The organism is Paraburkholderia sediminicola (assembly GCF_902859805.1).
Taxonomy (GTDB): Bacteria; Pseudomonadota; Gammaproteobacteria; order Burkholderiales; family Burkholderiaceae; genus Paraburkholderia; species Paraburkholderia sediminicola.
Genome location: NZ_CADIKC010000002.1, coordinates 107,821 through 119,941, shown reverse-complemented (window position 1 = coordinate 119,941; position 12,121 = coordinate 107,821). Strand labels below are relative to the sequence as shown.

Genomic DNA, 12,121 nt, shown 5'->3' with positions numbered 1-12,121 from the left:
GTCAATAGCCTGTTGGCCGATCGCGGGTTTTCCCTTAAGCCTCGACAGCTGCATTTAACTTATTCGCCATGTCCGCATCCGCTTCTACCCGAGTTTTGCACCGCAACCTGCCGATGTTGTTGCTGCGCGCCAGAGAAAAAATGATGGAGCGTTTCCGGCCATTGATTACCGCACACGGACTGACCGAGCAGCAATGGCGCGTGATTCGCGCGCTCAATGAGCACGGGCCGATGGAGCCGCGTCACATCTCCGATATCTGCACGATTTCGAGCCCGAGCATGGCGGGTGTGCTCGCGCGTATGGAGAGTATGGAACTGGTGACCAAGGAGCGTTTCGCGGAAGACCAGCGGCGGGTGCTGGTGTCGCTAACCGATACGAGTGTGGACCTGGTGCGCGTGATCTCGAAGGATCTCGAGGCGCACTATCGCGAGCTGGAGCGCAAGGTGGGGCCGGAAATCGTCGAGCGCGTGTATCGCGCGGTCGACGATCTGCTTGCGGGGCTTGAAGAAGAGGGCGAGTGATTCAGCAGACTACCGATATTCGTCAATCTCGATGGCACCCCCGAGGGATTCCATCATCTGCCGAATGTCGGTAGGCACATCGGGCACGCGCTTGCCCGAAGGGTTAAACCAGAAACATGAGAACCGCACTTTCGCACCGGCTTGTTGCAGGAGTTCCCGCAGACCATCGCGCGGCAAACCAAGACGATGTGCAAGGAATCGTAAATGTGGGGTCAGCAAGTCACTTTGTACCGCAAGCTCACTGCTTACGCCCCATAGACCGGTTTTCCCAGGAGCCTTGCTGGTTTTGCCTGAGGGCAGGATAAACGACAGACCTTTTGCGATTGTTGCATCGGGGGAGACCAGGAAGTATTCAGTCCAGAATTCCGGCACTACCGTATCCCCGGTTATCAGGAAAGACGCGTAGGCTCCCGCGTCTGCGTGCGGCTCTGAAGATGGGTCATCGTGCATAGTCGTGAATGCTGTCCTCAAATATCCGTCCATTGAATTCCACATCGCCATTGTCGTGAAAGATGCTGTTGTCAGCCGGTCCAAGGCCGTTGGCGTCTTTGAACCTGTGTAACATCATTCCAAACGTCTTGTAGTCGTATCCAAGCATTCTGGCAGCGAATCTTGGGTTGTTTGTGCTGGCCGCGAGTTCTTCGATGTCGGTGCTCAGGGCATCTTCGACATATTCGAACGACGTTGCATCGCCGAGCGGCGTAGCAGTTTCCGTGAATGTGGCTGCGTCGCCAGCGAGTGAGGAGGCGGCACGGTTCGCATATCGGGCCGTAACGGTATTAATCTCGTCCACCATGTCGTTATAGCGGTCGATGTAGGCAGTCGCTGCGTCGTACGACATGCCCAGTCCCGTCATTAGCTCCTCGCGGAAACTCGGAAACGCTTTTGGTTTAGGCGTTTGATCGATCCAGGCGCCCCCGGTGCACGATTGCTCGGCGATAAGGACGACACTCTCACCGCGAATCATGGACTGCAAGGTCTCTATGACCTCAAGGTCAGAGCCGCTCTTTGCCAACTGCTCATGCCAATGGAAGTTCGTCCCGAGGAACGAACGGACGCGCTGCACAAGTGCGGCATCACGAGTCCATATATCGGCGTATGCCTGTTGGGAGAAGTTCTTGCCTTCTTCAACTGCCTGCTTTTGCCTGGTACTCAGAAAGATGCGTCCGCTCCCATAAGCATCTTTGCTGTACATCATCCACCGCTGCAACAAATCTGTTTTCAGTTCAGTACCGCTCATTGCCAGGTCCTGTCGCGTGTGACGGCATAAACCTATCAGATTGCTGAGCGCTTATGTTTTTGGGATGCGAGGGCAATGCGGCATGGTTAGTCACCATGCCGGGGATGTACCTGATTTCGCGTGACTCTCACCACCCCTGAAACCGCCTCCACTCGATGCTCCTACCATCCGCCGACACCGCGTGATACTCGGGGAACTGCGCTCCGGTCGCGCACGCATGATTGGGCAGGATTCGCAGCTTCATTCCGATGGGAAAGCGCTGCGCGATGTCGTCCACAGGCGCGCCGTCTTCTGACGACGACAGAATTCCGTGCTCCTGATTGGCGCCGCTCACGACAAAACCGCCGAGCGGTGTCCCGTTCAATAAACATGGCTGGCCGTAGCCGAAATCGTGCGACTGCTTCGACGTGCCGCGATCACGGCTCATCGCCATCCAGCCCGCATCGAGAATCGCCCAGCCCTTATCCGCCTGATGCCCGATCACCGTCGCGAGCACACTGAGCGCGATATCTTCAAGCGAGCACACACCGACGTTGTGCATGACCAGGTCGAAGAAAACGTAGACACCTGCCCGCACTTCGGTCACGCCGTCCAGTTGCTCGGCGGCCAGCGCCGTAGGTGTGGACCCGACGCTCACCGCTGGGCACGGAATGCCTGCGTCGCGCAGCCGTTGCGCCGCGCGCACGCAACCGGCGCGTTCCTGCTCCGCCAGCGCGGCGAGCGCCTCCGGCGTATGAAGCTCGTAGCTGGACCCCGCGTGAGTCATCACGCCGCCTACCTTGACGCCGTTCTCATGCAGAATCCGGCCGACTTCGAGCAGCGTGTCCTGTTCAGGCGTAATCCCGGAGCGGTGGCCGTCCGTGTCCACCTCGATCCACACTTCAAAGGATTCGCCGTGCTGGTCCGCAAATGCGGCGATGGCAGCGGCAGCGGTCGGATTATCGACCACCAGTTTCAGATCGCAACCCTGGCGGCGCAGCGCCAGCGCTCGCGGCAGCTTTGAAGGCGCGATGCTGACCGCGTAAAGAATATCGCTGACGCCGGCCGCGAAGAAGGCCTCCGCCTCCTTGATGGTCGAGACCGTGATGCCGCGCGCACCGGCGGCGATCTGCGCACGGACCACGTCGATGCATTTGGTGGTCTTGACGTGCGGACGGAATGCGACGCCCAGTGCGTTCATATGTCCCTGCATTCTCGCGATGTTCTTCTGCATACGAGGGATGTCGATCAGCGCGGCAGGGGTGTCGATGTGCTCGAGTTTCATGGTTTCACCGGGGAGTGGAGTGGCTTTCGGTCTGGCCGAACTGGCTGAGCCATGGGACCAGCGAGTCGAGCGTGGGCGCCTCGATTTCGGGTGGCTGTGCTCCCGCCACCAGCGGCAGGCCCACGCGGTTGTGCCAGTATGTTCTCAACCCGACCGCGGCCGTGCCGAACATGTCGTAGCTGGAACCGGCCACGAACGCGGCCTCATGGGCGTCTACCCCCAGTTTGCTGAGCGCGAGCCGGTAAGGCAACGGGTCCGGCTTGTACATGCCGGCTTCTTCGGCGGTGACGATAGCGTCCCAGTGGATCGGGAAAATCTCGGCAGCCTGCGTGCCGAGGCGGGCGGAGCAGTTGGTGACGATCGCCAGTTTGCAATGCGGGCGGAGCGCCTGCAAGGCGTCGAGCGTGCCGCTCCAGGGGGCAAGTTTCAGCCAGTCGGCTTCGAGCGCGAGCGCGGCGGATTCAGGCAGTCCAACTTCTGCTGCCGCCTCGCGCACCAATTGTTCGTATGCAATGTAGCGGCCGCAGCCGTAGGTCAGACGTAAATAGGCGGCGCGCCACGCACGGCCCAGCTGTTCGGACCCCGCAGCGTGATTCCATGACGTCCACGAATCGAGCAGGGCGGTCAGGAGGTCGAAGAGGACGGCCTTGGGGTAGGCGGTCGGAGTCGATATGGAAGTCATGATTTAACCGGCGAGGAACGGTGAGCCGATTATAAAGTTTCACTGCTCGCGCGGAGTTCAGCCAAGGTAACTCTAAGATTCAGTTTGATTGAACTCACCACCCGCGACGTGATTCGTCACGTTTCGCGCGTTATCTTCTCCACGGCGGCAACGGCCTGAATCTGCCCTGTAGGTACTGCATGAAATGCCGCGTGCGAGCGGGCATTCCCGTTCGCTGATGCGTGAGCGCGATTACGTCGGCGTCTGGTGCCTTCCAGCCTTGCAGTAACCGCACGAGCCTTCCCTTCGCGATGTCCTCGGCTACGTCCCATTCGGAGCGCAGTATCACGCCGCGGCCTTCGCAGGCCCACTGGCGGATCACGTCGCCGTCGTTGCAACTCAAATGCGGAGAAACGCGCACGCTGCGGCGCGTGCGGCCCTTGCTGAACTGCCAGAGCGAGACGTCCTCGTTGTTTTCGCGCAGCACGATGCACGGCAGCTTGCTCAACGCTTCCGGTGACTCCGGTTGACCAACACGTTTGAGCAGTGCAGGCGCGGCGCACACGAAGCGCGCATTCGGTGCAATCGTGTAACCGACCAGATTCGATACCGGCAAATCGCCGATATGCACCACGATGTCGAAGCGGTCTATCGTTTCGGTCAAGGGCTGGTCGGACAATGTGAGCGCCACGTCGATGTCCGGATTTTGCTGCTGGAAATCGGCGATGGCGGGTGCCAGGTGGCGTCGGCCGAATCCCAGCGGCGCGTTGATTTTCAGCGTGCCGACCAGTCCGCCCCGGCGCGTCTGCAGGTCTTCGAACAATGAGTCGAACTGCTGGACCAGTTCGGCGCCGCGTTCGCACAGGAGCATGCCTTCTTCCGTGAACTGCAAACGGCGCGCCGTGCGGTTCACCAACTGCGTGTCCAGTTTCTTTTCGAGCTGCTGCAGGCGCTGGGTCACCGCCGAGGGCGACAGCCCCAGTTTTCGCGCCGCGGCGATCAGGCTGCCACTTTCGCGGATGGCCAGCAGAAACCGGATATCGGCCGAGTCGTTCATGGCGGCAAGTTATGAGTTCGGGAGTCTGGCAGCTTAAAGCGTTTGGATGCGCTGTTCCAGTGCGTCACGAGACGTTCCTGCAAGGTAGACTGATACGTCCGTAACGAAGCTGATAGCTTGAGCGGCTAAAGTGTGCACGTTAGTGTGCAATTGAGCCAGTTGAGCCAGGTGGGGCGGGCAGCACCTGCCTTCCGTCGAATCGTTGTTGCTTCCATTTGAAGAGAAGTCCCATGCCGTTGTCACAAGGATCGAGTCCGGGCGCCGCCACGCAACTAAATGCCCTGAAACAGGGGGTATTCCTGCACACGGGCTGGCGCAGCGCAGGAACGTGGGTCTGGTCGCGTCTGCGCGCACTCGATTCCGTGACCGGATTCTATGAACCGTTCAGCACTGTGCTCGCCGATCTGAGCCTCGCCGACGTTTCTGCATCCCGCCCTACGTTGACCTCCGGACACCCGCCGCTGGCCGCGCCGTATTTCGACGAGTACCGGCCGTTTCTGGAGGAGGGCGCGCGCGGCGTGGCCGGATACAGGAAGCGCTTCGGCACCGATCGTTTTGCACCTGCACCCGACGCGGAATTCCCCGCCTTGCAGGCCTATCTGGCCAATCTTTGCGAACGCACCGCTGAGCACGGCAGCGTACCGGTCTTCAAGTTTTGCCGTTCGTCGGGGCGGCTGCCGTGGCTCAAGCAGGCCTTCCCGCAGGTCATGCACGCGGCCGTGTTGAGAAATCCCGCATCGCAGTTCGCCTCGGGGTGGCTGCTCAATCAGCAATGGAGCAATTCGTTTTTCGTGGCCGCACCCTTTCGCGTGCTGGGTCTGAACCAGACGGAGCCACTGGTTAGGCAGGCCATCGAAATCTGCGGCGTGAGCTTGCCGCCTGGCGTGCCCACGTCGGATGACGCCTACGCCATGGCGTGCGAGCAATACGCGCGCACGGCGGAAGGCAATAACGCGTATCGGGCGTTCGTCGCGCTATGGATTCTCTGTGTGTTGCGCATGGCCGACGGCGTCGATCTGATGATCGACGTCGACAGGCTGGGGCAATCGCGTGACTATGCGGCCGGATTGCGCTCCGGGTTCGAGGCGCAGGCCGGCTTGTCACCCGACTTCAGCAGCGCGCGCGATCTGGTCGAGGAAACGCGCCGCAGCGCGGCGCGCATGGCTGGGATCGACGGCCGGTCGATGCGAGCCGTTCATTCCGCGGCGCTGAAATTCCTCAAAGCCCAGAACAGCGCGGATGCCGATTTTATCGAGCTCGTCCGCGAAAAGATGGTGTTGGCCAATGAATTGACCGAGCAATGGCGCTGAGTTGGGCCTCTTTTCCTGACGTTGCGCCAGCCTTGCCGGCCAGTACAGTTGCCTCGTGAAAAACAATACAGTGAGGCGCGGTTTTATTGTGCTGTATCGGGAATATGACCGGCGCCGTCGATACAGTTGGCGGATCAACCCTTGCGGCCTATCCCGAACACGAGGAACGAAATGAATGCAGTGAACGAACAAGCGAAGTTGTCGGTGCAGCAGTTGGGGCATTACATCAGCGGTGCACCGGCTGCGTCGACCAGCGGCCGCTTCAAGGACGTGTTCAATCCCGCCACGGGCCAGGTGACCGGCTCGGTCGCTTTGGCATCGGTCGAGGAAGTGGACGCGGCGGTCAAGGCCGCCAAGGCTGCCTTCCCCGCCTGGAGCGAAACCGCGCCGATCAAGCGCGCCCGCATTCTGTTCAAGTTCAAGGAACTGCTGAACAGGCACCACGACGAACTGGCGATGCTGATCACCCGCGAGCACGGCAAGGTGTTCACGGACGCGCAAGGCGAGGTGGTGCGCGGTATCGAAGTGGTCGAGTTCGCTTGCGGTATTCCGAATCTGTTGAAAACCGATTTCACCGACCAGATCGGCGGCGGCATCGACAACTGGAATCTGCGTCAGGCGCTGGGCGTAGTGGCGGGGATCACGCCGTTCAATTTCCCGGTGATGGTGCCGATGTGGATGTTCCCGGTTGCGCTTGCCTGCGGCAACACGTTCGTGCTGAAGCCGTCGGAGCGTGATCCGTCGGCGTCGTTGCGCATTGCCGAACTGCTGAAGGAAGCCGGTCTGCCTGATGGCGTGTTCAACGTCGTGAACGGCGACAAGGTGGCCGTGGATGCGTTGATCGAACACCCGGACGTCGCGGCGCTGTCGTTTGTCGGGTCCACGCCGATCGCCGAATATATCTATACGGAAGCATCGAAGCGCGGCAAGCGCGTGCAGGCGCTCGGCGGCGCGAAGAACCATCTGGTGGTGATGCCGGACGCCGACCTGGACCAGGCGGTAGACGCCCTGATCGGCGCCGCCTACGGTTCGGCAGGCGAGCGTTGCATGGCGATCTCGGTTGCCGTGGCGGTGGGCAATGTCGCCGATGAACTGATCGAACGCCTGGTGCCGCGCGTGAAGTCGCTGGTGATCAAGAACGGCGAGAACCTCGACGCCGAAATGGGTCCATTGGTTACGGCCGAACATAAGGCCAAGGTGGCCGGCTATATCGACTCGGGCGTCGCGGAAGGCGCGAAGCTGATCGTCGATGGCCGCGCGCATCCGGTCACGAATGCAGACGGCTTCTTCATCGGCGGGACGCTGTTCGACCAGGTCGGTACCGGGATGAAGATCTACAAGGAAGAAATCTTCGGTCCGGTGCTGGCGGTGGTGCGTGTGCCCGATTTCGCGAGCGCGGTCGAGCTGATCAATGCGCACGAGTTCGGCAACGGCGTGTCGCTCTTTACGTCCGACGGCGGTGTGGCGCGTGCATTCGGCCGGCAGATTCAGGTGGGCATGGTCGGCATCAACGTGCCGATTCCGGTGCCGATGGCATGGCACTCGTTCGGCGGCTGGAAGCGGTCGCTGTTCGGCGATCACCACGCGTATGGCGAAGAAGGCGTACGTTTCTACACGCGCTACAAGAGCATCATGCAGCGCTGGCCGGATAGCATCACGAAGGGTGCGGAGTTCACGATGCCGGTGGCGAAGTAAGCGATAGAGCAGTATTGCCGTAGTTAAAAAGCCGCGCCTGATTTTTCAGGCGCGGCTTTTTTAATGAATCGGCCGCGTGCACGCGGCACGCAGCGACAAACAATCAGGCCTGGTTCAGATACCAGCGCCAGTCCTGTTCACCGACTTCGCCCATGAATTGCCGGTACTCGGCGCGCTTGATCGCGAGGAACACCTTAAGGAATTTCGCACCAAACACGTCCTTTGCCCAGTCTGACTGTTCGAGCGCGTTCAAGGCGCTCAACCAGTCGGTTGGCAGCAGCGTGGTGGCTTGCGCATAACCGTTGCCCTCGATCGGCGCGCCCGGGTCGAGGCGTTCGCGAATGCCGTGGTGCGAGGCCGCGAGAATAGCTGCCGCAGCGAGATACGGATTCGCATCGGCGCCGCACACGCGATGCTCGACGTGCCGGCTCGGCGCCGGACCGCCCGGCACGCGCAGGCTGACTGTGCGGTTATCGACGCCCCATGTCGGCGTGCACGGCGCATAACTGTTGGCCTGGAAGCGGCGATACGAGTTCGCGTTCGGACAGAACATCAGCATCGAGTCGAGCAGGCCGTGCAACATGCCGCCCACGGCCTGGCGCAGTAACGGCGTGCCGGCTTTGTCTTCGGCGGCGAACAGGTTGTCGCCGGCTTCATTGGCGAGGCTCACGTGCATGTGCATGCCCGAACCGGCAACGTCGGCGAACGGCTTCGCCATGAAACATGCGCTCATGCCGTGCGCGTTCGCGACCCCCTTGACGATGCGCTTGTAGCGCACGGCGTGATCCATTGCTTCAAGCGCGGGGCCGTGTTCGAGCGTGATCTCCACCTGGCCCGGCGCGTATTCGGAAATCGCGGTGCGTACCGGAATGTTCTGTTCGCGGCAGGCATCGTAGAGATCCTTCAGGAACGGTTCGATCTGTTCGAGTTCGCGCAGGCCATACACCTGGGTTGTTCGCGGACGGCGGCCGTCGGTATCGAGTGCGGGTTGCGGACGGCCCTGTGCATCGAGCTTTGCATCCAGCAGATAGAACTCGAGTTCGCACGCCATTACCGGAAAGAAACCCTCCGCTTGCAGACCGTCGACAATGCGCGCAAGCAGTTGCCGTGGATCGGCGACGCCGGCGGGCAGGCCTTCTTCGGGATGCATCTGAACCTGCACGGCGGCAGTCGGCATTTTGCGCCACGGCAGGCGCACGAGGCTGCCCGGCAGCGGATAGGCGCGGCAGTCGATATCGCCCACGTCCCAGACGAGGCCGCTGTCTTCGGTATCGTCGCCGTTGATGGTCAGGTTCATGATCGCGCTCGGCAGCGGCCGTCCGCTGCGATACACGGCGAGCAGTTCTTCACGATGAAGCAGCTTGCCGCGCGGCACGCCGGCGGCGTCGACGATAAAGAGTTCGATCAGATCGATATCGGGATTCTGTTCGAGGAAACTCAGCGCTTCCTGTTCGTGGGCGAATCGCATGTTGGTTCTCTCTGCGCGTTGGCGCGTGCCTCGTCCTCCGCATCAGGCGCGCGGAGCGACGAAAAAATCGGAAGAGCCGTGGATGGCGGCGTCGGATTCAGCTCAGGCGAGCGGATGCAGAGAGAACGACGGGGGACGTGCGTGACGGCAATGCCAGATCGCCCAGAAAGCGAGAATTACGTTCAGCAGGGGATTGAGGCGCGCCGTGGCGAGGCGCGCGTGTGCGCACGCCGGATCGGCGTGGCAACTGCGGCTGAATGACCGTGTGGCGGGCTTCATGATGCACACGAGTATAGCTGCGGGCCGGTCGCGTTGCTCGACGAAATAATGCTGCGCTTCGTTGTATTTGGCCGCGTTTCGAGCCGCGCCCCTCAAACCCCGGCCGACGTATCTTCTTCCGCTTCATGCAACACGGCATTCTGCACCGCCGTGACAGGACTGACATACGGCGGCGCCTGACGCGGGTCGTCAATGCTGTAGCGCAGACGCCCCGCCTCGACGTACACGCGAAACTGACGATACCTCACCAGATAGAGCAAGCCAACGATTGCCGCGGCGAAGCCCGATGCCGCGCCGACGCTGAGCGCCCACCGCGGGCCGAAGTGATCCGCGACCCAACCCACCACTGGTGCGCCGAGCGGCGTGCCGCCTAGTGCGATGGCCAGCAGGATCGCGATGACCCGGCCGCGCATGGCCGGCTCGGTGGAGATCTGCACGAGGCTGTTCGTCGACGTGTTGAAGGTCTGCGTCGCCACGCCAACCACGACGAGCGCCAGACCGAACAATACGTAGTTCGGCATTAGCGCGGCGACCGTGCAGCCGACGCCAAAAACCGCCGCTGCGCCGAGCAAAAGAGCCATGCGAGGCCTTGCTCTGCGCGCGGAGAGCAGCGCACCGGTGACCGAACCGATTGCCATGGTCGAGCTCAGCACGCCGTATTGACTCGCACCTGCATGAAAGGCGGTGACCGACATGGTCGAGATGAAGATCGGGAAGTTCAGCCCGAACGTCCCGATCAGAAACATCATCAACAGCGCGGCTTTCAGATCGGGACGCGTCCATACATACTTGAAGCCTTCCACGAAGCTGCCGCGCGTGCGCGCCGCACGCGGTTTCAGATTCAGTTCGCTGATGCGCAGCATCCGCAGCGAAGCGAGCACGGCGACGAAGGAGAGGCCATTGATCAGAAACACCCAGCCCGTGCCCACTGAGGCGATCAACAGCCCCGCGACAGCAGGCCCGATCATGCGCGCCGCGTTAAACGAGGTGGAGTTCAGCGCGACCGCGTTCGGCAGATCGGCTTCTCCCACCAGATCGGAAACAAAGGTCTGACGCGCCGGTGAATCGAACGCGGTGACACAGCCGAGCAAACCCGCAAACACATAGACCTGCCATAACTGCACGAGGCCGGTCACGGTGAGAATCCCGAGGCATAACGCCAACGTGCCCATCGCCCCCTGGGTGGCGAACAGCAGCTTGCGGCGATCGAAATGATCGGCCGCATAGCCGGTTAGGGGCAGCAGGAGCATTTGCGGCCCGAACTGCAGCGACATCACAATGCCCACGGAGGTGGCATTGTGATGCGTGAGTTCAGTCAGCACGAGCCAGTCCTGCGCCGTGCGCTGCATCCATGTCCCGACGTTGGAGACGATTGCGCCGCTGGCCCAGACCCGGTAGTTGAACGTACGCAGCGAACGGAATGTGCCGCTCACCGGGGCATCTCCGTGTGGACGATTCGCGCCGCGCAGCGGTTCAGACGCATGATCATGCGCGTGATGTTTCGAGCAGATCGAGGACGTCCTGCGTCGAGCCGGTTTCGCCGAGGCGCGGGAAGATTCGCGTGACGCTGTTGGTGTGAGCGTCTGCGTTCATGTCCGTCATCGCGTCTACCGCGAACGTGATGTTGAAGCCGAGTTCCTGTGCAAATCGCGCGGTGGACTCGACGCCGATGCTGGTGGCCACGCCGACGAGTACCACTTGCGTGACGCCTTGTTTCCGCAAATACGCTTCGAGGTCGGTGTTCGTGAACGCTCCCCAGGTGCGCTTGGTCACCAGATGATCCGACGGCTGCTGATTCAGTTCGGGAACGAGGTCTGCAAAGCCGGCGGGGAAGTCGCCGGCAGGACGCGACTGTTCCGCGCGGCCCGGCGCGCCGCCCGCCACGTTGACGAGCACCACCGGCAGACCATGGCGGCGAAATGCGTTGATCAGATCAACGGAGCGTTTGACGACCTCTGAGGTGGGATGAGCGGTGGGCAGCGCGACGATGCCTTGCTGCAAATCGATGACGACCAATGCGGTCTTTGCGTCGAGCGTAGTGAGGGCCATGGTGTTTTCCTGAGCGTTACGAGTCGATGAGGCGTTTGAGCAAGTCGACGCCAATCGTGAGTTGTTTCTGTTCGGCGGCGGAGAAGCGGGTCTGGATCGTACGGAATAGCCAGTCTTCGCGCGCCGCGCGGCTTGCCTTGATTTTCTTGCGGAAGGCGGGCGTGAGGGAGAGAACGGTTTGCCGCCCGTCGTTCGGGTCGGGTGCGCCGCTCACGAGTCCGGCCGCTTTCAGAACTGAAAGCGTCTCGCCCATGGATTGCGGCCGCATACCCTGGATGCGCGCGAGCGTGGTGACCGTTGCCGGACCTTCGCGTTCCAGCAGACCGAGAACCTGCACCTGCGACGGCGTGAAATCGCCCACATGTGCTTCTTCGCGCAACCGTCGGCGCAGCTTGCCGACAAGTACGCGCAGATCTTCCGCCGTTGCGTGCAGGGCGTCCGGATCGGAGAGGGGCCGTGTGGGCTGAGTGTCGTTGCTGGACATACCGGCAGATGTGAAGGTTACCTACGAAGGTTACCTTCACATCTGCCGGGAGTCAAGTTGACTGGATTGACAGCGGAATGCAAGGTGAACCAC

At 61.5% G+C, this 12,121-nt stretch carries 12 protein-coding genes; 3 read left to right on the top strand and 9 right to left on the bottom strand.

What is annotated here, in order from left to right; all coding sequences use genetic code 11:
• Positions 1 to 113 precede the first annotated feature (113 nt).
• Positions 114 to 521: a homoprotocatechuate degradation operon regulator HpaR gene (hpaR, locus tag R8871_RS09090; RefSeq protein ID WP_175050134.1), complete on the top strand. Its 408-nt coding sequence runs from the start codon at positions 114 to 116 to the stop codon at positions 519 to 521.
• 9 nt (positions 522 to 530) lie between these two features.
• On the opposite strand, the gene R8871_RS09085 is transcribed toward hpaR, so the two are convergent.
• The 5 genes from R8871_RS09085 to R8871_RS09065 form a co-directional block, all read right to left on the bottom strand.
• The gene (locus R8871_RS09085) at positions 531 to 971 is read right to left on the bottom strand and encodes a DUF4279 domain-containing protein (protein ID WP_175050133.1); all 441 of its coding nucleotides are present in this window, start codon (positions 969 to 971) and stop codon (positions 531 to 533) included.
• Entirely contained in the window at positions 961 to 1,761 is an 801-nt protein-coding gene (locus R8871_RS09080) for a hypothetical protein (protein ID WP_175050132.1), read from the bottom strand. Before R8871_RS09080 ends, R8871_RS09085 begins: the two co-directional genes overlap by 11 nt.
• 127 nt (positions 1,762 to 1,888) lie before the next feature.
• Positions 1,889 to 3,025: a DSD1 family PLP-dependent enzyme gene (locus R8871_RS09075; protein ID WP_175050131.1), complete on the bottom strand. Its 1,137-nt coding sequence runs from the start codon at positions 3,023 to 3,025 to the stop codon at positions 1,889 to 1,891.
• A 4-nt stretch (positions 3,026 to 3,029) separates the two neighbouring features.
• Positions 3,030 to 3,707 (bottom strand): HAD family hydrolase, encoded by a 678-nt coding sequence (locus R8871_RS09070; RefSeq protein ID WP_175050130.1) that lies wholly within the window; start codon positions 3,705 to 3,707, stop codon positions 3,030 to 3,032.
• 130 nt (positions 3,708 to 3,837) lie between these two features.
• Positions 3,838 to 4,743 carry a LysR family transcriptional regulator gene (locus R8871_RS09065; protein ID WP_175050129.1) on the bottom strand — a complete coding sequence of 302 codons (906 nt, stop codon included), beginning with the start codon at positions 4,741 to 4,743 and terminating at the stop codon, positions 3,838 to 3,840.
• Positions 4,744 to 4,973: 230 nt separating this feature from the next.
• Here R8871_RS09065 and R8871_RS09060 point away from each other — a divergent pair, with 230 nt between their 5' ends.
• Both R8871_RS09060 and R8871_RS09055 read left to right on the top strand, forming a co-directional pair.
• A complete protein-coding gene (locus R8871_RS09060; protein ID WP_175050128.1) occupies positions 4,974 to 6,053 on the top strand; it encodes a hypothetical protein in 1,080 nt (359 codons plus the stop codon).
• A 171-nt stretch (positions 6,054 to 6,224) separates the two neighbouring features.
• Positions 6,225 to 7,748 carry a CoA-acylating methylmalonate-semialdehyde dehydrogenase gene (locus R8871_RS09055; protein WP_175050127.1) on the top strand — a complete coding sequence of 508 codons (1,524 nt, stop codon included), beginning with the start codon at positions 6,225 to 6,227 and terminating at the stop codon, positions 7,746 to 7,748.
• 103 nt (positions 7,749 to 7,851) lie between these two features.
• On the opposite strand, the gene R8871_RS09050 is transcribed toward R8871_RS09055, so the two are convergent.
• The 4 genes from R8871_RS09050 to R8871_RS09035 form a co-directional block, all read right to left on the bottom strand.
• The gene (locus R8871_RS09050; protein ID WP_175050126.1) at positions 7,852 to 9,216 is read right to left on the bottom strand and encodes a glutamine synthetase family protein; all 1,365 of its coding nucleotides are present in this window, start codon (positions 9,214 to 9,216) and stop codon (positions 7,852 to 7,854) included.
• Between the two features lie 371 nt (positions 9,217 to 9,587).
• Positions 9,588 to 10,928, bottom strand: a complete 1,341-nt coding sequence (locus tag R8871_RS09045) for an MFS transporter (RefSeq protein ID WP_175050125.1) — start codon at positions 10,926 to 10,928, stop codon at positions 9,588 to 9,590.
• 52 nt (positions 10,929 to 10,980) lie between these two features.
• Complete coding sequence (locus R8871_RS09040) at positions 10,981 to 11,544, bottom strand: isochorismatase family protein (protein ID WP_175050124.1); 564 nt, start codon at positions 11,542 to 11,544, stop codon at positions 10,981 to 10,983.
• A gap of 16 nt (positions 11,545 to 11,560) precedes the next feature.
• Positions 11,561 to 12,028, bottom strand: a complete 468-nt coding sequence (locus tag R8871_RS09035; RefSeq protein ID WP_175050123.1) for a MarR family winged helix-turn-helix transcriptional regulator — start codon at positions 12,026 to 12,028, stop codon at positions 11,561 to 11,563.
• Positions 12,029 to 12,121 lie beyond the last annotated feature (93 nt).